This is a genomic window from Micromonospora sp. II (assembly GCF_001709195.1).
Lineage (GTDB): Bacteria > Actinomycetota > Actinomycetes > Mycobacteriales > Micromonosporaceae > Micromonospora > Micromonospora chalcea.
On record NZ_LYXF01000024.1, the window covers coordinates 210188 to 230535 of the forward strand.

Sequence of the window (20348 nt, forward strand, 5' to 3'; positions counted from 1 at the left end):
CTATGAGATCGTTAACATATGCGGGGCGGAACATCGAACCGGCTGTTGCTGGTCGAGGACGACGCGGATCTGACCGAGATGCTCACCGAGACGCTCGGCCACGAAGGTTACCTGGTCGACCAGGCCTTCGACGGCCAGCGCGGGCTGCATCTCGGGCTGACCCGCCCGTACGACGTGATGGTCATCGACCGGATGCTGCCGGCGCTCGACGGCCTCGACCTGGTCACCCGCCTGCGCGCCCGGGCGGTCCCGGCCCGGACCTTGATGCTCACCGCCCTCGGCACCGTCGACGACCGGATCGCCGGGCTGGACGCGGGCGCCGACGACTACCTGGTCAAACCGTTCGACCTCGACGAACTGAGCGCCCGGGTCCGGGCGCTGTGCCGGCGCCGGCCCGAGCCGACCGACGTGCTGCGCATCGGCGCCGGGCGACTCGACCTGGGACCGCGCGAGGCGGTGCTGCCCGACGGCACCCGGGTGGCGCTGTCCACCCGCGAGTTCGAGCTGCTGCGGGTGCTGGCGGCCCGGCCGAACGCCGTCCATCCGCGAGCCGTGCTGCGCCGCAAGGTCTTCGAGGAGGCTGCCGGCGCATCGATAGTGGACACGTATGTCTACTACCTGCGGCGCAAGCTCGGCCGCGCGGTGGTACGCACCGTGCACGGTCTCGGCTACCGCCTCGGGACCCTCTGATGGAGGCGGTCGAGAAGGCGATCGTCAGACGGGCCCGGCTACGGATCGGCCTGCTCGTCGGCCTCACCATCGGCGGCCTGCTCCTGCTGGCCGGTGGCATCTCCTACGCGGTCCTGGTCCGCGGCCAGGAGGCGCAGATCCAGCGTGAGCTGGCGTGGGGCACGGAACACGGGACGATCGCCGGGCCGCCCGCATGCAGTTGGATCTTCCGGTACGACGGCGCCACCGTGCGCACCGGCGCGAACCCGCCGCCACCGGGCTTCCCGTTGCACGACACGCTGGCCACCGTGGCGGCGAACCGGACCACCGAGATCACCACCGTCGCGCGTAACGGCACCACGTACCACGTACGCACCGAGGCGCGCGGCGACACCGTCGTCCAGGCGGTGTTCGACGCCCGCTTCCAGCTCTCCGACCGCCGGCACCTCCTGCTCGCGTTCAGTCTCGCGGCGGTGGCCGGGCTGCTCGCCGCCGTGCTCACCGGTGTGCTCGTCGGCCGCCGTGCCGTCGCGCCGCTCGCGGAGGCGCTGACCCGGCAGCGCCGCTTCGTCGCGGACGCCAGCCACGAGCTGAGGACGCCGATCGCCCAGGTGCACACCCGGGCCCAGCTGATCGCGCGCCGGGCACGCAACGACGGCGCCGCCACGAACCTGGACGACCTGGAACGGCTGATCGGCACCACGCGCCGGCTCGGCGAGATCGTCGACGACCTGCTGCTCTCCGCCCGGCTCGCCGCCGCGCCCGCCGACCGGGAGCCGGACCCGCCGGTCGACCTCACCGCGCTGATCGGTACGACAGTCGCCGCCGAGGGTGACCGGGCAGCCGAGCGCCAGGTCACGCTCGTCCTGGACGTCCCGGGTGACCCGCTGCCGGTGCCGGGTGTCGAGTCGGCCCTGCGCCGGGTCGTCGGCGAACTGCTGGCGAACGCGCTCGCCCACACCCCCGCGGGAGGCCGGATCACCGTGACGCTGCGGGCGGTGGACAACGCCGCGGAGTTCGTGATCGCCGACACCGGCAAGGGCTTCGACCAGGCGGACGCCCGGCGGATCTTCGACCGGTTCCACCGTGGCGCGGGCGCCGGAGACCGCCGCTTCGGCCTGGGACTGGCGCTGCTTCAGGAGGTCGTCACGAGCCACCACGGCACAATCGAGGCGGAGGGTCATCCGGGCCGGGGAGCCCGCTTCACGGTGCGCCTTCCCACGGCGGGATCGTCGGCTACCACGGGTCGGGCCGCGCGGATCAGGAACCTTCGGATGTGGCAGCTCGGCGCCGGTACGTGATCGCCGGACGGGACGGATTGCCACACCGGGACGCCGCGTGGTCGCTCCGAGCGCACTGGCCGCCAGTGCGCTCGGAGCGACGGATGAGATCGCCGGTGCGAACCCGGGCATCCCCCGGCCCGCGGTGCCGGGTCAGATGCCGAGCGACCTCCGAGTGGCCCGCACCGTGTCGGACAGTTCCTCGTAGCAGTCGAATCCCCGCTCGATGCAGTCCATGTCGACCCCGCATTCGCGCTGCCGCGCCCGCAGCAGTGACTCGTCCGCCACGTACACCGGAAAGGTCAGGAAATCGACGTCGGGAACCCGTTCCCGGAGCACGGCTACCTCGTCCTGCCCGTCTTCCCTGACCTGGAGCCAGCCGTTGAGGTCATCGTGGACGACCGCGCCGGCGGCGATCCCCTTCGTCCAGCCGGTGAAGAGCGCGGCGAGGCTGGTGGCGGCACGAGCCGAACCCCAGACGTCGGGGGTGAACTCGTAACGCCAGATCTCGCCCTCGTACTCGCCGGCGAGCACGAACGTGTAGACCAGATGCTCGAAGTTGAACAAGCGCACCTGGTGCCGCCACGGGAACGGCGTGCCGATCGAGATGGCCAGGGTGTCGAGTTCCTCGCCCCCGTCGGCCGGCCACGGCATGATCCAGCCGCCGTTGGGAAGCAGCCGCCGGGGCGGCCAGTTCTGTGACTGGAACCAGGTCAGCTGCTCCGCGACGTGGTCCACGCCGAAGATGCGGTAGACCGAGCCGGGCGGCTGCCCGGCGGGCGCCTCGGCGTGCTCGGGCCAGTCGAGGCCGGCCGCGGTCGCCGCCGCACGGTACTCCGCGACGGCGTCACGCAGTACGCGCATGTCGTCGAGCATCAGGGAGCCGCCGCCGGCTTGGGGCTCATGCACATGCTGGCCCCGCCCTCACTGACCCGGAACCCGAAGCTCGGCCCGTTCGCCGCGACCCACGGCTTCACCGGCAGCACGATGAACCGCTCTCCGTCGGCGACCTCGCACTTGCGGAAGAACGCCGACATCTCGGTGCCCTGCGGGCTCGACTCCGACGGTGGAACCGGCTTCAGGGAAGCGCGCTCGCCCGACAGGTTCACCGCCTGGTTCGTCACCCAGAACGGGAACTCGTCGCACACGGTTCCCGGCGCGCGCCCGGTGCACTCGTTCGGCGTGAAATGGGTGTTGAACCACCGGCGTGGATAGCCGGCGTCGATGGCGGCCCGACCGCCCTGGCTGCGAGCCGGGTAGAACCACTGGGCCCGCGTCGGTGGCTGCGGATATCCACCGTCACCCATCGCCGTCACGATGTGGGTCCCGGTCTCCTTCATGGGCCGGAGGTCGTAGGACACGCCACCTGGGACGTAGACGGCGAAGCCGTTGTCGCAGCCGGCCGTACCCTGGGTGCCACGCTGGGCGGTGCACGCCGCATCGATGATCCGCTTGAGCCGGCCGTCCTCGGCGTTGGTCCAAGCGAAGGGAATGCCGTCCCGGTCGGCCACCAGCTTCGTCGTCTTGATCACCTCCGCGTAGATCTTCAAGCTGTTGTACCACTCGCCCTCGTCCGCGCCCCAGTTCTCGAACGTGTCGAAGTCGGTGTCGTGGCGGATCGGGTACTCGAGGATGCCGTGGATGCCGATCTGACCGGGGAAGAGGATCTCGAGCAGCGCCCAGAGCGCGAGTCCGATGCCGATTCCCGAGAGAGCGACGACGACCCAGGAGGTGCCGACGGCGGCAGCGGGCGCGACTGCGACGAGCCGGACGGCCTGCGCGGCAGGCGCCAGCACGAGCGTGCACGTGGTGGTGTTCTGGGCGCACCAGGTGATCGGCATCGTCGCATTGCCCGGATCGAACAGCGTCGAGACGCGACCGGGGACCGGGTCCACCGAGGAGATCACCGGACCACGGCCGGGCGGTGCCGCCGAGAAGAGAAGCTGGGTGAGGCTGTCCGCGCAGTTGACGAGCTTCTCCCCGGACGGCGGTAGGAAGGCGTCCAGGCAGCTGTCGTTCGAGACGGTGTAGCAGCCCGGGAACAGCTCCGTGCTGCCGGCCGGCACCGTGACACTGGTACGCGAGTCCGCAGCGAGGTAGAAGTCTCCGCCGCTCCCGGCGCACTGAGAGCCTTCGCTTGCCGCCTGCTGGGTGGCGGCGGGAGACACCTCGTCCGTATTGATCATGGTGGTGAAGTCGGCGGAGAGCTCACGGGCCACCGTGCGGTCGGCGCGTAGCGCCTCGACCCGGAACGTGTACGGCGTGTACTCCTCCAGGGGGCCGATCGGAAGGGCGATGCTGTTCCCCGCCGTGCACGGGTTCGCCGGATTGCCGTCGGCGTCCTGGCAGAAGTGGGTCAGCGAGAACTCGTCGTACAACTGGCCGTCGAGGTAGGCGCGGTAGCTGGTCTCGGTTGCGGGGTCGGGATGCCATGTTGCCGTGGCGGCACCCTGCTCCGGGTCGAGGACCAGGTCGGCGTCGGGATCCGGTGGCGGCGGGGCGGCGGCCGTCGTGAAGGACGCCGTGGCGCGGGTCGCGGACTTGTTGCCGGCCAGGTCGACGGCGACCACGGAAACCGTGTGGTTGGTGGACGGCGACAGCCCGGTGATGGAGTACGACCGGGTGCCGATGGTGGTCCGGTGCGGGGTTCCGCCGTCGACGGTGATCTCGTACCCGGCAAGGCCGTAGTTGTCCGTGGCCTCGCCCCAGGTCGCCTTGGCCGTGGTCGCCGTGATCGCGCCGACGGTCAGGTCCGGGACGGCGCTCGGCGGGAGCAGGTCCACCACGGTGACGGACCGCAGGATCCGGGCGTAGCGTCCGGGTTCGCGTTCGGCGCGGGCGCACACCTCGTTCTCGCCCAGTTCCGCCGGGCGAAGACTGGCGGTCCACGACGCCGACCAGTCCGACACACCGGCCGGCGGCGGCCCGAGGGTGATGTCGGTGGTGGTCAGCCGGCCGACCGAGACGTCGACCATGGTGGCGTTCTTGTGCAGGAAGCCGCTGAGAGCGATCTTCCCGTGCTCGTCAACCGCGACCTCGGTCCCGGTCGTCGGCCCTTCGAGCCGGATGGAGGCGTGGTTGACGTCCTCCGGCACCGACGGGTCCGCGCACGCGGGAAGTTGCTCGGCCGGAGTCGCCTCGGCAGCCGGCTGGCTCACCAGGCCGACGGGGAGGATGAGCGAGACGGCGAGCGCCGTAGCTCGTAAGAATCTGCTGAAATGCCTGTCGTGCCCATGGTTGGCCATGCCTACCCCCGTATGAATGACGCCAATCAATGGTTGGGCGGACATTAGCAAGGCGCGGTCCATCGTGGTGGCCCCCTCGTCGCCCGGTCGCACCAGGCGACGTGGCCGGAGCGGAGGTCACTAATCGGTTGCCCGTCGCGGTGAGGGCTGCCTAGATTGCCGATCATGTACGACATCGACGGGCGTTCCGGATGAGCAGCCGTCTCCGCGAGATCGCCCGGCAGACGGTCGCGATCGCCGAGTCGGGGCGCTACCGCAACAATGCCGGCGAGGACATTACGATCGAAGCGGCGGTACGCGCCGCGGTCGACGGCACCCGCGAGCACCTGCCGGACGAGGTCCTCCACCTGGACGGCGCGAAGCCCGGCGCCGACACCGTCGAGGTGACGTACGAGTCGACGTTGCAGGCGGCCCGCCGGCTCGGACCCGGCGCGGCGTGTCTGGTGTTCGCGTCGGCGAAGAACCCGGGTGGCGGGTTCCTGGGCGGGGCGAAGGCGCAGGAGGAGAGCATCGCCCGCTCGTCGGCGCTGTATCCCTGTCTGCTCGCCGCCCCGGACTTCTATGCCTTCCACCGGGGGCAACGGGATCTGCGCTACAGCGACCGCGTCGTCTACTCCCCGGGCGTGCCGGTGTTCCGTGACGACAAGGGGAACCTGCTCGACCGGCCGTACACGACGTCCTTCCTGACCGCGGCGGCGCCGAACCTGGGCGCGATCGTGCGCAACCAGCCGGAGCGCGCGCCGGACGTGCCGGCGGTGCTGGGCCGGCGGGCCCGGCGGGTGCTGGAGGTGGCGGCCGCGCACGGGCATCGGACAGTGGTGCTGGGCGCGTGGGGGTGCGGGGTGTTCCGCAACGACCCGGCCGTGGTGGCCGGCGCGTTCGCCGACGCGCTCCGGGTGGTCGACCGGTTCGACCTCGTGGTGTTCGCCGTGCGCGACGGGCTGCCGGGCACACCGGTCTACCGCACGTTCGCGGAGCGCTTTCGGTAGGTTCGTCGCATGAGTGAGGACACGCTCCGGTCGGTGGAGATCGAGCGCACCAGCGTGGGCAGGTACGTCGTGCGCAACGCCCGTGGCGGCGAGCTGTCGATGGGTACGGGGGAGGACGCGACCTTCACGCCCGTGGAACTGCTGCTGGCGGCGCTCGGCGGCTGCACCGCCGTCGACGTCGACCTGGTGACCAGCCGGCGCGCCGAACCGACCCGGTTCGCCGTCACGGTGAGCGGTGACAAGATCCGCGACCCGGAGGCCGGCAACCGGATGGAGAACCTCACCGTCACCTTCGCGGTGGCGTTTCCGGCCGGCGCGGACGGTGACCGGGCCCGCGAGGCGCTGCCCCGATCTCTGCGGCAGTCACACGACCGGCTCTGCACCGTGTCCCGCACGGTGGAGCTGGGCACCCCCGTCACCATGGTGGACGCGAGCGACAGGGGCCCGGCCGAGCCTCGGTGACCGCCGGAGACCCGGTGCCACCCGGGCCGATCCGCCAGGTCTGTTAACGCTAACCATTGCCGAGGCAGTGTCCCGGCATGGGTCGCCATCCGGCCACAGAAAAGCCTTCGGAAAGCTTCGACCCCCCGATTACCTTGACAGCCGTCTATGTTATCGAAAACATGACTGGTAACCCGGACGTAACGCCGCTGCCATGATCGCTCGCCCCGTCTCGTGATCTCGGGAGCGGAAGCGACCAAGCGCGGGAGGTTTCGGTGGCACGGACCGCTCAGACGACGCGGACGGTTGCGGTGGTGGTCTCGGCGACCCTGGCACTCGGCGCGGGGGCGCTGGCCGGGGTGCCGCCCGCGTCTGCGGCGACGGTGGACACGACCGCGTCGTACGTGTTCGTGAACCTGCACAGCGGCAAGGCGATGGACCTGTACGACTGGTCGACGGCGGAGAACGCGCCGGTGAACCAGTGGACGCGCAACGACCTCGCGGTGCAGCAGTGGCAGTTCGTGGACGCCGGTGGCGGCTTCTACAAGGTGCGGTCGCGGCACAGCGGGAAGGTGCTGGAACTGCCGAGCGGCAGCGACGGCACCCAGCTGGTGCAGTCCACCGACAGGTCGTCGGCCACGCAGCAGTTCCGGTTGCAGGACTCCGCGGGCGGGTTCGTGCGGTTCGTGAACCGCCAGTGGAACAAGGTGATCGACGTGTGGGGCTGGTCGACCGCCGACGGCGGCCGGCTGGCCGGCTACTCCGACCTGGACGGCGGCAACCAGCAGTGGCAGCTGATCCGCCTGGGCGGCGGGACGCCGACCACCCCGGCACCCACCACTCCGGCGCCGGCGTATCCGCAGCCCGGCCGGGTCACCGGCGACATCGGCGTGCACGACCCGACGGTGGTCAGACGACCCGACGGCACCTACCTCGTCGCGCACACCGGTGACGACATCGCGTTGAAGACCTCCACCGACCGGGTGGCCTTCCGCAACGCGGGCACCGTCTTCCCCGGTGGCGCGCCGTGGACCACCACGTACACGGGTGGCGCGCGCAACCTCTGGGCGCCCGACCTGTCGTACCGCAACGGGCGCTATCACCTGTACTACTCGGCGTCGACCTTCGGCTCCAACCGTTCGGCGATCTTCCTGGCCACCAGCGCCACCGGAGCCTCCGGGAGCTGGACCAACGAGGGGCTGGTCGTCGAGTCGCGGACCACCGACGACTTCAACGCCATCGACCCGAACCTCACCGTCGACGACCAGGACCGCTGGTGGCTCACCTTCGGCTCGTTCTGGTCCGGCATCAAGATGATCCCGATCGACCCGGCCACCGGACGCCGGCTCGGCACCGCCATGTACGGTCTCGCGAACTACGGCCCCGGCATCGAGGCGCCGGTCCTGGTCAAGCGCGGCGCCTGGTACTACCTGTACGTCTCGTTCGACAGATGCTGCCAGGGCGCCGCCAGCACGTACCGGATCATGGTCGGCCGTTCGGCGAGCCCGACCGGGCCGTTCCTGGACCGCGCCGGCCGGGACATGCTCGCCGGGGGCGGCACCCAGATCCTCGCCTCGCACGGCAGCGTGCACGGGCCCGGCCACCAGGCGGTCCTCGCCGACACCGACGGCGACGTCCTCTTCTACCACTACTACGCCGACAACGGCGCGTCGCTGCTCGGCGTCAACCGCATCGGCTACGACGCCGACGCCTGGCCCTACGTCTACTGACCCGGGACCACCGATACCTGGCCCACCTGGGAGGGCACATGCCGCTTCGACACCTGCTCCGCACGGCCCACCGGGCCGGCGCGGCGCCCGCACGCCGTCGCCTGCGGCCGATGCTGGCCGCGGCGCTCGCGGCGATCGCCGTGACCGCCGGCCTGCCGGTGGCCGGACCCGCGCAGGCCGCACCGGCGGTGAACCACACCAACCCGCTGGTCAACCAGCGTGCCGATCCGCACATCGTCAAGCACACCGACGGCTACTACTACATGACCGCGACGGTGCCGGAGTACGACCGGATCGTGCTCAGGCGGGCCACCACCCTCCAGGGACTGGCCGGCGCCGCGGAGACGACGATCTGGCGCCGGCACACCAACGGAGAGATGGGCGCCCACATCTGGGCGCCGGAGATCCACTTCATAAACGGCAGGTGGTACGTCTACTTCGCCGCCGGACGCACCGACGACGTGTGGCGGATCCGGATGTACGTGCTGGAGAACGCGAGCGCGAACCCGCTGTCCGGCTCGTGGACCGAACGCGGCCGGATCACCACGCCGTGGGACACGTTCAGCCTGGACGCCTCCACGTTCGTCGTGAACGGGGTGCGGTACCTGACCTGGGCCCAGCAGGAACCCGGCGTCTCCACCAACTCCAACGTCTACCTCGCCCGGATGGGCGCCAACCCGTGGCAGATCACCGGCACGGTGACCCGGCTGGTGGTGCCGACGTACGACTGGGAGACCCGGGGTTACCGGGTGGCCGAGGGCCCGACGGTGATCCAGCGCAACGGCCGGGTGTTCCTCACCTACTCGGCGAGCGCCACCGACGCCAACTACTGCCTCGGCATGCTGACCGCGTCCGCCGGCGCGAACCTGCTCGACGCCGCCGCCTGGAGCAAGAGCCCGACCCCGGTGTTCGCCAGCAGCGCCGCCACCGGCCAGTACGGCCCCGGACACAACTCCTTCACCGTCTCCGAGGACGGGCAGAGCGACATCCTGGTCTACCACGACCGCAACTACCGGGACATCAGCGGCGACCCGCTCAACGACCCGAACCGGCGGACCCGGATCCAGAAGCTGTACTGGAACGCCAACGGCACCCCGAACTTCGGCATCCCCGTGCCCGACGGGGCCACCCCGGTCCGGCTGCGGTCACACGACCTGACGACGAGCTACGTCCGGCACTACGACTACCGCGCCCGCGTCGAGCCGAACGTGACGAAGCTGGCCGACTCGCAGTTCCGCATCGTCCCCGGCCTCGCCGGCGGCGGATCGGTGTCGCTGGAGTCCACGAACTTCCCCGGCTACTACCTGAGGCACCGCGCGTTCGCCCTCTACGTCGAACGCGACGACGGCTCCGCCCTGTTCGACAACGACGCGAGCTTCCAGCGCCGTCCCGGCCTGGCCGCGCCCGAGGCGCTCTCGCTGGAGTCGCAGAACTACAGCGGCCGGTACGTCCGCCACCGCGACGGACTGCTCCAGCTCGAAGCGGTGGACACCAGCGCCGACCGGGCCACTGCCACCTTCCACCTGGAGTAGGCGCCCGCAAACCGGCGTACCCCCTTTGGAGGTCCACGATGCTCAACCCCGCAGTGACGTCGCCGCCCGGCGCCCGACGGCGCCGGCGGGCCGGCCTGGTGCTGGCCCTGGTGGCGGCGGTGGCCGGCGCGATCGGCGTGGCGGCGGTGGCCGCGCCGCCGGCGCAGGCCGCCGCGATCGACACCAGCGCCTGGTACGTGCTGGTCAACCGCAACAGCGGCAAGGTCCTCGACGTCCGGGACACCTCGACCGCCGACGGCGCGGTGATCCAGCAGTGGTCCCGCAACGACGGGGCCTGGCAGCAGTTCCGCTTCGTCAGCTCCGGCAGCGGCTACTACCGGCTGCAGAACCGCAACAGCGGCAAGGTCGTCGACCTGTGGGAGTGGAACACCGCCGACGGCGCCGAGTACCGGCAGTGGCCCGACCTCAACGGCACGAACCAGCAGTTCCAGGTCCTCGACTCGGACAGCGGCTACATCCGTCTGATCAACAGGCACTCCAGCAAGGCCCTGGAGGTCTGGGAGCGGTCGACCGCCGACGGCGCCCGGATCAGCCAGTACGCCGACCTCAACGGGTGGAACCAGCAGTGGCAACTGGTGCCGATCGGCGCTGGCAGCCCCGGCACGCCCCAGACCGGGCTGGTCGGCTGGGCCACCCAGAACGGCGGCACCACCGGCGGCGGCAACGCCGCCGTCACCACGGTGACCAGCGCGTCCGCCCTGTCCAGCGCGCTCGGGTCGTCCAGCGCCGCGGTGATCCGGGTGTCCGGCACCATCTCCTGCTCCGGCATGCTGCGGGTCCGCTCCAACAAGACGATCCTCGGCAACGCCGGCGCGACGATCTCCGGCTGCGGATTCACCGTCAGCGGCGACCGCAACGTCATCGTCCGCAACCTGAACTTCCGCAACTGGAACGATGACGCGATAAACGTCGAGCAGTCGGCCACCAACATCTGGATCGACCACAACAGCTTCACCAACGGGTACGACGGCGCTGTCGACATCAAGCGCGGCTCCGACTTCGTCACCGTGTCCTGGAACCGCGTCTACGGTCACGACAAGTCGATGCTGCTGGGCCACAGCGACGACAACGGCAGCCAGGACGTCGGGCACCTGCGGGTCACCTACCACCACAACTGGTTCGACGGCTCCAACCAGCGCCACCCGCGGGTGCGCTTCGGCAACCCGGTCCACGTCTACAACAACCTCTACAGCAACGTCGGCGGCTACGGGGTGGCGTCGACGATGAACGCCGGGGTGCTCGTGGAGGGCAACTACTTCGAGAACACCGCCGACCCCTACCACCGGGGCGAGGGCTCCTCCGGCCCCGGATCCCTGGTCGCACGCAACAACTGCTTCGTCAACTCGGGGGCCGGGCAGGCCGGAGGCAGCGTCGCCGGCATCCCGTACCCGTACACGATGGACGCCGCCTGCGACGTGAAGTCCGTCGTGACGGCGGGCGCCGGCGCCGGCCGGATCAGCGTCTGACCGCGCGCCGCCTGGCGCCACCACGTCACCGGCTGGGCCGGCCCGGGCTTTCTCGGGCCGGCCCAGCCGCCGGAAGCAGGGCCGGGCCGGGCTCTCATTGCGGGGCCGCCGAGGGGGTGACGGGATGAACTATCGGAAGAAGTTCCGGAAACAGAAAGCGCTAACAGAACACAGATGTACTGGTCGTCGACATTGTCACTAGAACGCTTCAACGGATAGTCTGTGCCGGTCGGGCGATCGAAGTTCGCCGAAACTTTCGACAAGCTACCGCTACGGAGAAGCGACATGACGACCGCAACAAAGAGCCCCGAAACAGCCGGGCCCCACGGCGGCGAGGTGCGCGGCCGTCTGATCCGAAATCCGGTTCTTCCCGGCTTCAACCCCGACCCGTCGATCTTGCGCGTCGGCACCGATTACTACATCGCGACGTCGACCTTCGAGTGGTACCCGGGTGTCCGCCTGCACCACTCGACCGACCTGGTGCACTGGCGCCCGCTCGGCGGCGTCCTCACCGAGCGGCGTCTTCTCGACCTCACCGGAGCGGGTGACTCCTGTGGCGTCTGGGCGCCCGATCTGTCCTATGTGGATGGCGAATTCCATCTCCTCTACGCCGACGTCGCCAGCTTCGCCAGCGGGTACTGGGATCCCCAGAACTACCTGGTGACCGCGTCCGACCTGGCCGGGCCCTGGTCGGATCCGGTGGTGCTGCACGGGCGCGGGTTCGACGCGGCGTTGTTCCACGACGAGGACGGCACGACCTGGATGCTGTCAATGACCGCGGACTGGCGGCCCGGCCGCGACCGGTTCGCCGGCATTCAGATCCAGCAGTACGACCGTGAGGCCCGTCGCCTCGTCGGCACCGAACGGGTCATCTTCCACGGCACCACGGTCGGCGTCACCGAAGGGCCGCACCTGTACCAGAAGGACGGCTGGTACTACCTGGTGACCGCGGAGGGTGGCACGTCCTGGACGCACCAGGTGACAGTGGCCCGCTCGCGTAGCCTGTTCGGGCCGTACGAGGTCGATCCGGCCGGCCCGATGCTCACCTCGCACGGTCGTCCCGAGCTGGAGCTGCAGAAGGCCGGCCACGGCAGTCTCGTGTCCACGCCGGACGGGCGTTGGTACCTGGCGCACCTGACCGCCCGGCCGTACACCCCACTCGGCCGGTGCGTGCTCGGCCGGGAGACCGCGATCCAGGCCGTGCAGTGGCCGGAGGGGGAGTGGCCGCGCATCGAGGGCGGGGTACCGGCGGTGACGGTGCCGGTGCCGGGCGAAGCCGAGCCGGCAGAGGATCCGACGGAGGACCGGGACGACTTCACCGGGCCGGTGCTCGGCCCGGAGTGGTCGACGCTGCGCCGCCCCGCCACTGCGGACTGGGTGGACCTCACGTCGCGTCCGTCGTACCTGCGGATCCAGGGCGGGCAGTCGCCGGTCGGCCGCCAGCGTCCGAGCCTGGTCGCGCGCCGTGTGACCGCGCAGCAGTGCGAGCTGACCGCGCACATGCGCTTCGAGCCGGCCAACTACCGCCAGCTCGCCGGCGTCACCGCCTACTACAACACCCGCAACTGGCACTTCGCCTACGTGACCGCCGACGACGACGGGCGGCCGGTACTCGAGGTGATGTCGTCCGACAACGGCCGGCGGGCCATGCACGACGCGTGCCGCGTCGAACTGCCGGAAGCGGGGGAGATCACGCTGCGGGTCACCTTCGACGGTCCCCGTGTCACGTTCGCCTATCAACCAGCCGGCGCGGCGCACTGGATCGGGCTGCCGGCGGAACTGGACGCCACCATCCTGTCCGACGAGTACGCGGCGACGCTCGTGGACGGTGAGCCGGAGGGCTGGGGCTTCACCGGCGCGTTCGTCGGCCTGTGGGTACAGGACCTGGGCGCCGAAGGCGGATACGCGGACTTCGACTGGGCCTCGTACCGCTCCTGGTGACTAGTGGCCGGCCTGATCGCGGCCGGGTGTGTGCGCCGTCCCCGGCGTCCGCGCCCGGCCGCGTCGCGTTGCGCACCCGGTCGGTCGACGTCTCGGCGCGGCACGTGGAAACATGGTCGACGTACGTCGATCGATCGAACGGGGGATCATCGTGACGACGCAATTGTCAAAGGCCGCCGTCGTGCCGGGTCCGGCCGGGCATCCGCTCCTCGGCATGCTGCCGGCGCTGCGCCGCGACCTGCTGGGCACGATTCTGGACGGCTTCCACACGTATGGCGACGTGGTGGCGTACCACGTCGGACTGCCCCAGGGGCCGCGCGCCGTCAGCATGGACGTGGTGAACGTGCACCACCCCGACGGCATCCACCAGGTCCTCACCACGCCGCAGGTGTTCAGCCGCCGCGCGAGCGCGTACGAGATCCTCCGCGAGTTCATCGGAGAGGGCCTGCTGACCAGCGACGGAGACCGGTGGCTGCGACAGCGGCGGACGCTGCAACCGCTGTTCACGCCGCGCCGGGTGGCCCGCTACACCGAGCTGATGACCGAGGAGGCAGCCCGCGTCGCCGACGACATGGCGCTCACCACGGGATCCGTCGTGGACCTCTACCAGGTGATGCAGCGCTACACCATGCGTGTCGTCGGCCGGGCGCTGTTCGGCGACGACATCGACGAGGTCGTACCCCGTCTGCAGGAGCTGATGCCGATTCTGGGCGACCTCGCGCTGGCGCGCGCCCTGCAGGTGGTCAAGCTGCCGCTGAGCTGGCCGACGCCGCGGGCACGCCGGATCGGGCAGGTACGCGCGAGTCAGTACGAAATCGTCGACCGCATCATCGCCGACCGACAGGGCCGGGCGGTCGGGGAGGGTAAGGAGGATCTGCTCAGCCGGTTGTTCGCGGCCGAGGATCCGGAGACCGGGCAGGCGCTGTCCATCGAGGAGATCCGGGACCAGGTCCTGGTGTTCCTGCTCGCCGGCCACGAGACGACCTCGGCCGGGCTGGCCTTCACCATGCACCTGCTGGGCCGCCATCCCGACGTGCAGGAGCGGGTCGCGGCCGAGGCCGCCACGGGCGACGGGGAACTGGTGCGGGCCGCGGTCCTGGAAGGCATGCGGCTGTACCCGCCCGTGTACAGCATGGAGCGGATGTCCGAGACGGACGTCGTCGTCTCCGGTCACCGGATTCCCGCCAACACCAAGGTGGTACTCGCTCCCTGGGTCACGCACCGGCACCCGGAGTTCTGGCCCGACCCCGAGCGCTTCGAGCCCGACCGGTTCCTCGGCCGGCAGGAGCGGCCGCGCTATGCGTATTTCCCTTTCGGTGGCGGGCCGCGTAGCTGCATCGGGGAACACTTCGCGCTGCTGGAGATGACCGTACTGCTGAGCGCGTTGCTCGCCCGCTATCGCGTCGACACGCGCGACGAGAGGCTGGAGCTCGTACCGATGGTCACTCTGCGTCCGGCCGGCGCGGTCCGGGCCACGCTGACCGTCCGGTGAACCGGCGCCCTGGCTGATCCGACGGGGTCAGCCAGGGCGCGTCCGGCTCCGGTGAGGGTCGGTCGCTACGTGACCCGCGACCCTTCGCCCTTCGCGGCGGGCACCGCCTCGACGGCTGGTGGAGCGCCAGTCACCGCGGCGGGCCGGGGATCGGCGGCACGCCTGCGGGACCTGGCGAACCGGCGCATCATCGGCCGTTCCACGCTGACGTGCAACAGCGACGCGAGGCCGAGCGTCACCAGGTACGCGCCGACCATGACGGCCAGCGCAGCGGCGACACCGAAGCCGTTCGCGGACATGTTGCCGGCGCCGTACAGCACCAGGATGTGGATGAGATAGAAGGCGAAGGACGTGTCGCCCAGCCAGCCGGCGACCGGCCCGCGCAGTGGTGAGCGGTGCCCCTCGACGTCGGCCCGGGCTGCGGCGGCCACCAGCAGCGCGAGCGGGACGACCATCGCCGCGACGACCGAGTAGAGCAGCGGCACGACCTCGGAGACGCCGTAGAAGGCCAGCGTGACAAGTGCGGCGGCGGGCAGGCTCAGCCGGAACCACAGGCCCTGCATGACGAGCCGGGCGATGACGATCCCGAGGAGGAAGTCCAGCATCCGGATCAGCGGAAACTGTTGCACGAACCAGAACTGCGGAAATGCCGCATCCGCATAGGTGTACGTCGGCTCGGCGGGAAGGAACGCCGTGGAGACGACGGGGGCGACGAGCATCGCGGCGACGATGCCACCGGCGATCCACCACAGCCAGGCGGCGGAGAGCCGCCGGAACCCGGCGAGCAGCCACGGGAACGACGCATAGAAGAAGATCTCACAGCTCAGCGACCAGCTCGGCGGATTGATTCCGTTGAAGATGAACTCGTCCGGAATCCAGCTCTGCACCAGCGTGATGTTCGCCAGCGTCGGCCACAGCGGCGCGCCGCCCCGGATCAGGACCATGAGAACGACGACCGCGGCGCACACGACCAGATGGTTCGGCAGGATCCGGGCGGCCCGGCGGCGCCAGAACTGGCGCTTCGGCTCGTGCTCCGGAGCTGACCAGGTCAGGACGAAGCCGCTGAGGATGAAGAAGAAGCCGAGGGCGGCAGAGCCGGTCCGGCTGAGGACGGCGAACCACCAGTCGTCGATCCGGTCGTCGGCGAAGAAGCCGAACAACGTCGTGTGGGAGAAGAAAACCGTCACGGCCGCGATCCCCCGCAACCCGTTGAGCGTCGGCAACTGCCGGGCCATGCGGCCCGCCTGCTGTGTCATCGGCGGCCACCCTCCGTGGTGTCGGACAACTCCTGTCGGCGTACCGGCCGGCGCGTCCGGAACGCCTGCTCCGCGATGTCGGCCGCGCGCCGTACGCCGTCCAACTCCGCGATCCTGCGCTTGTAGTGCTGGGCCTTCGCCCGGTAGGCGGGGTCGCCGCTCACCCTGTCGACGGCCGCACGAAGCCGCCCCGGAGTCACCTTGTGCACCGGGATGAACTCGCCCGCGCCGAGGTACTTGAGCCGGGCCGCCACGCCCGGCTGGTCGTTGCCCACGGGTAGCGCGACCATCGGCACGCCGTGGGCGAGGGACTCCAGCGTGGTGTTGATTCCGGCGTGCGTGATGACGAGGGACGCCCGCGCCAGCAGGTCGAGCTGTGGTGCGTACCGCACCACGATCGGGTTGCCGGCCAGGTCGGCCGGCGGCTCGACATCCGTGCTGCCGAGGGAGACGACCAGTTGCGCGTCGAGTCCGGAGCACGCCTGGGCGATCGCCCGGAAGATGTGCGGGAGGCGGTTCTGGAGGGTGCCCATCGACGCGTAGATCAACGGGCGACCGTCGAGCTTCTCCCACGGGAAGGACACCGGCTCGGTGCTGTCCTCGTCATGGAACGGCCCGGTGTAGTGGAACGTGTCCGGCAACCGGGTGCGCGGGAAGTCGAAGAACGGCGGCTGCTGGGTGATCTGGGCGAGGTCCGAGCCGTCGTTGACTCCCTTGACCGGCGGCAGGCCCCATGCGGCGCGACGTTCGTTGATCCGTTGCACCACCGGCCGGATGACCCAGGCGATCACCTGGTCGCCCAGCATGTTGCGCACGCGCGCGAGCAGTGAGGGATGGTACGGCCACGCCGTCATGAACGGTGGTACACCCGGCTCGGTGTTCAGCGCCAGCGCGTTGCAGACGTTCACGACCGGAAGGTCGAGGTGTTCCGCGACGGAGTTGCCCGCGCCGTAGACCTGGTCCACCAGCAGCGCGTCAATGCCGTGCCGCTGCACCAGCCCCGGTAGGTCCCGCAGGAGGACCTCGACCTCCCGTACGTAACCGCGGACGATGAAACGGATCGCGGCCAGACCGGTCAGCCGGCCCTGTTCCTCGGAGAAGCGGGCCAGTGTGCCGACCGGAAACTCGCGCTCGCCGATCGGTGCGAAGGCGAACCCGGCCGTGAACGACCTCGTCCCGGCGTCCGGCAGGGAGACCAGGGTGACCCGGTGGCCGCGTCGGAGCAGTTCCCTGCCGAGCGTCGCCATCGGGCTGAGCTGACCGGTGTAGTCGGGGACCACCAGTCCGATGTGGAACGTGTTCGGGGCAGGCACGTCTCGCTCCCTCGCTGGGCTCATACCACAGTCGTCAGACGCGACTGATGTATCGAAAACTCGGCCGGGGTACGTCCGACGATCTCGCCGTCCACCTCCACCGGCAGCGGGCTGTCCGCGTCGACACGCACGGTGCGCACCTCCTGCCGGTGGATCGCCGGGTGTCCCGCGGCGGCGCCGCGGAACACCCGCCACATCAGCCCGGCCACGCCGGCCCGGCCCACGCCGGCCACCCGCACCGCGTCCAGGTAACCCGCCCGCGGCGGCTCGGCGCGGCCGAAGGTCAGCCCGCCGGCGAAGTACGGCACCTTGAGCACGGCCAGATTGGTGATGATCTGGTGCGACGGTTCGCCGTCGAGTTCCAGCCGCACCGCGACGGGCCGCCAGCGGGCGAGCGTCCGGATGCTGGACGCCGTCTCGGCGAGTTGGAGGTTGAGCCGCTTGAGGACCCGGTTGGCGGGTGTCTTCTCGGTGAACCGCTGGCCGATCACGCTGATCAGCCCGACCGTGCAGCTGACGAGGAAGTACCTGTGGCCCCGGGTGCCGTCGGGCCGGGTGAAGGTCACCTCGCCGACATCGGTCTCCCGGTCGCGGGCGCGGTCGAGCAGACCGCCGAGGTCGGCGACCGGCCGCAGGCCGCGGGCGAAGTCGTTGCAGGTGCCGGCCGGCACGTACGCCAGCCGCACCTTCTCCCCGCCCGCCACCAGCACCCCGTTGGCGACCTCGGACAGTGTGCCGTCACCACCGACCGCCACCACCGTGCCGTACCCGTCCTCCACCGCCTGTCGCCCGAGCGCGATGCCGTGCCCGGGGTGGCGGGTGAACCAGCAGTCCGCCTCGGGTAGCTCGGTGGCGATCCGCTGCTCGATCGTGCGCCCGCGCTGGACCCCGGAAGCGGGGTTGACGATGCAGACGGCCGGGCCGCGCTCACCGGCCGCCATGTGCCTGCTCCTTCGTCAGGTCCGCCAGGGAGTGGCTCAGCGCCTCCGCGAAGCCGACCCGTGGTGAATAGCCGATCGACCGGATCCGGCCGACGTCGTACCGCATTCCTCCGGCGACGGACCGGACCGCGTAACGGGTGAGCAACGGCCGGCCCGACCCGGTGCCGATGCCGGCGAGCCCGGCCAGTTCGGACAGCGCGCCCACGGCCAGCGCCGCGCCGAACGGGACCGACGAGGTCGGTGGCCGTGCCCCGATCCGCTCGGCCACCGCGACGAACAGCCGCCCCAGGGTCAGGCCGTACGAGTCGCCGACGATGAACCGCCCACCCGCGCACCCGGGTGCGGTGCCGGCCAGCACGATCGCGTCGGCCAGGTTCGCGCTGTACGTCAACTCGATCGGGGGCGCGCCGCGGTCGAACTGGACGAGCTTGCCGTCTCGCAGTCCGCGCACGAGCTCGGGCAGGAAATTGCGGTCACCGGGTCCGAAGACCCAGGCGGGGTACACCACAGTGACGTCCAGGCCGTTTCCGTGGTACGACCACGCCACGTCTTCCCCGGCAGCTTTCGACAGCGGGTACGGGTATCGCGGCACCCGCCGCGGTGACGCCTCGTCGATGACCTTCGCGGCGTCGAAACCGAAGACGTCGACGGTGCTCAGGTAGACGAACCGGGAGACGCCGCAGCGTCGCGCCTCGTCCAGCACCGCCCGGGTGCCGTCCCGGTTCACCTGCCAGATGCGAGGGCCGGGCCGCCAGTCGGTCAGATCGGCGGCCGCGTGCACCACGAGGTCGACGCCCGCGCAGGAGCCACGCAGCGAGTCCGGATCGGTCAGGTCACCGAGGTGCGCCGCGTACGTCGCGTGGTCCGGTGCGGGCGTCCGCACCAGCCCTCGTACCGACCAGCCGTTCTCCGCGAGCGCGGCCGCGACCGCGCGGCCGACGCAGCCGGTGACACCCGTCACCAGCGCGACACGGGACCCCATCACGAGCCGCCCGTCAGCAGTGCACGCAGGTCGGCGAGCAACGACCCGGCCGGGTCGAGCGCCCGCATGCGCGGCAGCAGGGTGCGCAGGTCCCGGCGCTGGCCTGACTCGTCGATCAGCAGCAGTTCCGGGCCGGCGACGAACTGTCCCACGTGCGCGGGCTGGAGGCCGCGCTCCGACATCGCCCGGGAGCATCGCTCCGCGTCGGCCGGATCGATCGCGTACAGCAGCTCGAATTCGCCCCACTCCGCGGCAGCCGAGCACCACCGGGGCAGGCGGGCCGCCTCCGCGACGGCGGAGGCGATCGGCGCGTACACCTCGTCGTGCAGCACCACCTCGACCCCCAGGCCATTGAGCTCGGCCAGGCTGACCGCCGCGCTCAACAGGCCGTCGCTGGTGTCGATGCACGCCCGGGCGTACCGGCGCAGTGGATCGCCCGCGGCCACCCGCGCCTCGGGCAGCCACGGATCGCCCGCCGCCGTGCCGCCCAGCGCCAGGGTGCGGAATCCGACCGCGTTGCCGGCTCCGACCGGACCGGTCACGTAGAGCGCGTCACCGGGCCGGGCGCCGAGCCGGCTCAGGACGGAACCGCGGCGCAGCGTACCCAGGGCACACGAGGTGAAGCTCTCCTCGTTGGCCCAGTTCGTGTCACCGCCAACGACGTGGCAGCCGTAGCGTTCGGCGGCCTCGGACGCGCCGCGCCCGAACTCGCGGGCGTCCTCGAGAGTCCATCTGTCCCGGCGCAGCGAGCAGGAGACGAGCACGGCGACCGGGTCGGCGGCCACCGCGGCGAGGTCACTCACGCTGACGGTGGTGGTCAACCACCCCTTCGCGTACGGCGTGGTGGCGGTGGCCAGCTCGGCGCCGTCGTTCAACGTGTCGACGGTCAGTGCCAGGAGCCCGCCGGCGCCCAGATCGAGGAGTTCGGCGTCGGCCTCGAAGGCGTTGTTGAGCTGCCGGGGCGACCGGACCATGCACTCGCGTATCGCAGTGATCAGGCTGCCCTCGGCCGCGTTCAGGGACAGCCGGTTCCAGGCGGTGGAGGTCATG

General features: G+C 70.7%; 16 protein-coding genes. 9 read left to right on the forward strand and 7 right to left on the reverse strand.

Annotation, left to right across the window (positions count from 1 at the left end; translation table 11 throughout):
- The first annotated feature begins 18 nt into the window (after positions 1-18).
- Positions 19-690 (forward strand): response regulator transcription factor, encoded by a 672-nt coding sequence (locus tag A8711_RS12865; protein ID WP_104112254.1) that lies wholly within the window; start codon positions 19-21, stop codon positions 688-690.
- On the forward strand, positions 690-1970 hold the full coding sequence (locus A8711_RS12870) for a HAMP domain-containing sensor histidine kinase (protein WP_069088329.1): 1281 nt from the start codon (positions 690-692) through the stop codon (positions 1968-1970). The genes A8711_RS12865 and A8711_RS12870 overlap by 1 nt, the downstream gene beginning before the upstream one ends.
- Positions 1971-2102: 132 nt before the next feature.
- On the opposite strand, the gene A8711_RS12875 is transcribed toward A8711_RS12870, so the two are convergent.
- Positions 2103-2813: a hypothetical protein gene (locus tag A8711_RS12875; protein ID WP_233607837.1), complete on the reverse strand. Its 711-nt coding sequence runs from the start codon at positions 2811-2813 to the stop codon at positions 2103-2105.
- A gap of 11 nt (positions 2814-2824) precedes the next feature.
- A complete protein-coding gene (locus A8711_RS12880) occupies positions 2825-5257 on the reverse strand; it encodes a NucA/NucB deoxyribonuclease domain-containing protein (RefSeq protein ID WP_255365612.1) in 2433 nt (810 codons plus the stop codon).
- 128 nt (positions 5258-5385) lie between these two features.
- Here A8711_RS12880 and A8711_RS12885 point away from each other — a divergent pair, with 128 nt between their 5' ends.
- The 7 genes from A8711_RS12885 to A8711_RS12915 all read left to right on the forward strand — a co-directional run bounded on the left by A8711_RS12885 (position 5386) and on the right by A8711_RS12915 (position 14806).
- Positions 5386-6183, forward strand: a complete 798-nt coding sequence (locus A8711_RS12885) for a TIGR02452 family protein (RefSeq protein WP_069088332.1) — start codon at positions 5386-5388, stop codon at positions 6181-6183.
- A 9-nt stretch (positions 6184-6192) separates the two neighbouring features.
- On the forward strand, positions 6193-6645 hold the full coding sequence (locus A8711_RS12890; RefSeq protein ID WP_064445493.1) for an OsmC family protein: 453 nt from the start codon (positions 6193-6195) through the stop codon (positions 6643-6645).
- A gap of 254 nt (positions 6646-6899) precedes the next feature.
- Positions 6900-8354, forward strand: a complete 1455-nt coding sequence (locus A8711_RS12895) for a family 43 glycosylhydrolase (RefSeq protein ID WP_069088333.1) — start codon at positions 6900-6902, stop codon at positions 8352-8354.
- Between the two features lie 38 nt (positions 8355-8392).
- Positions 8393-9886, forward strand: a complete 1494-nt coding sequence (locus A8711_RS12900) for a family 43 glycosylhydrolase (RefSeq protein ID WP_069088334.1) — start codon at positions 8393-8395, stop codon at positions 9884-9886.
- Between the two features lie 38 nt (positions 9887-9924).
- Positions 9925-11373, forward strand: a complete 1449-nt coding sequence (locus A8711_RS12905) for an RICIN domain-containing protein (RefSeq protein WP_083297001.1) — start codon at positions 9925-9927, stop codon at positions 11371-11373.
- Between the two features lie 285 nt (positions 11374-11658).
- On the forward strand, positions 11659-13314 hold the full coding sequence (locus A8711_RS12910; protein WP_176722807.1) for a glycoside hydrolase family 43 protein: 1656 nt from the start codon (positions 11659-11661) through the stop codon (positions 13312-13314).
- A gap of 151 nt (positions 13315-13465) precedes the next feature.
- Positions 13466-14806: a cytochrome P450 gene (locus A8711_RS12915; protein WP_158629871.1), complete on the forward strand. Its 1341-nt coding sequence runs from the start codon at positions 13466-13468 to the stop codon at positions 14804-14806.
- 65 nt (positions 14807-14871) lie between these two features.
- Here A8711_RS12915 and A8711_RS12920 read toward each other — a convergent pair whose 3' ends face one another.
- From A8711_RS12920 to A8711_RS12940, 5 genes are read right to left on the reverse strand one after another with little or no spacing between them, the layout of a single operon-like run.
- Positions 14872-16062 (reverse strand): acyltransferase, encoded by a 1191-nt coding sequence (locus A8711_RS12920; RefSeq protein ID WP_083297003.1) that lies wholly within the window; start codon positions 16060-16062, stop codon positions 14872-14874.
- On the reverse strand, positions 16059-17375 hold the full coding sequence (locus A8711_RS12925) for a glycosyltransferase (RefSeq protein WP_104112261.1): 1317 nt from the start codon (positions 17373-17375) through the stop codon (positions 16059-16061). The genes A8711_RS12920 and A8711_RS12925 overlap by 4 nt, the downstream gene beginning before the upstream one ends.
- 20 nt (positions 17376-17395) lie before the next feature.
- Entirely contained in the window at positions 17396-18316 is a 921-nt protein-coding gene (locus A8711_RS12930) for a diacylglycerol kinase family protein (protein ID WP_043322980.1), read from the reverse strand.
- Positions 18303-19298 carry an NAD(P)-dependent oxidoreductase gene (locus tag A8711_RS12935; RefSeq protein WP_069088337.1) on the reverse strand — a complete coding sequence of 332 codons (996 nt, stop codon included), beginning with the start codon at positions 19296-19298 and terminating at the stop codon, positions 18303-18305. The genes A8711_RS12930 and A8711_RS12935 overlap by 14 nt, the downstream gene beginning before the upstream one ends.
- Positions 19298-20347 (reverse strand): thiamine-monophosphate kinase, encoded by a 1050-nt coding sequence (locus A8711_RS12940; RefSeq protein WP_069088338.1) that lies wholly within the window; start codon positions 20345-20347, stop codon positions 19298-19300. Before A8711_RS12940 ends, A8711_RS12935 begins: the two co-directional genes overlap by 1 nt.
- Between the last annotated feature and the right edge of the window lies 1 nt (position 20348).

Bases quoted from the DNA above. Each gene is read 5' to 3' on its own strand.
- A8711_RS12865 (WP_104112254.1), top strand. From the start codon at position 19: ATGCGGGGCGGAACATCGAACCGGCTGTTGCTGGTCGAGGACGACGCG.
- A8711_RS12900 (WP_069088334.1), top strand. From the start codon at position 8,393: ATGCCGCTTCGACACCTGCTCCGCACGGCCCACCGGGCCGGCGCGGCG.
- A8711_RS12935 (WP_069088337.1), bottom strand. From the start codon at position 19,298: ATGGGGTCCCGTGTCGCGCTGGTGACGGGTGTCACCGGCTGCGTCGGC.
- A8711_RS12910 (WP_176722807.1), top strand. From the start codon at position 11,659: ATGACGACCGCAACAAAGAGCCCCGAAACAGCCGGGCCCCACGGCGGC.
- A8711_RS12905 (WP_083297001.1), top strand. From the start codon at position 9,925: ATGCTCAACCCCGCAGTGACGTCGCCGCCCGGCGCCCGACGGCGCCGG.
- A8711_RS12880 (WP_255365612.1), bottom strand. From the start codon at position 5,257: ATGGACCGCGCCTTGCTAATGTCCGCCCAACCATTGATTGGCGTCATT.
- A8711_RS12930 (WP_043322980.1), bottom strand. From the start codon at position 18,316: ATGGCGGCCGGTGAGCGCGGCCCGGCCGTCTGCATCGTCAACCCCGCT.
- A8711_RS12870 (WP_069088329.1), top strand. From the start codon at position 690: ATGGAGGCGGTCGAGAAGGCGATCGTCAGACGGGCCCGGCTACGGATC.
- A8711_RS12890 (WP_064445493.1), top strand. From the start codon at position 6,193: ATGAGTGAGGACACGCTCCGGTCGGTGGAGATCGAGCGCACCAGCGTG.
- A8711_RS12920 (WP_083297003.1), bottom strand. From the start codon at position 16,062: ATGACACAGCAGGCGGGCCGCATGGCCCGGCAGTTGCCGACGCTCAAC.
- A8711_RS12940 (WP_069088338.1), bottom strand. From the start codon at position 20,347: ATGACCTCCACCGCCTGGAACCGGCTGTCCCTGAACGCGGCCGAGGGC.
- A8711_RS12885 (WP_069088332.1), top strand. From the start codon at position 5,386: ATGAGCAGCCGTCTCCGCGAGATCGCCCGGCAGACGGTCGCGATCGCC.
- A8711_RS12875 (WP_233607837.1), bottom strand. From the start codon at position 2,813: ATGCGCGTACTGCGTGACGCCGTCGCGGAGTACCGTGCGGCGGCGACC.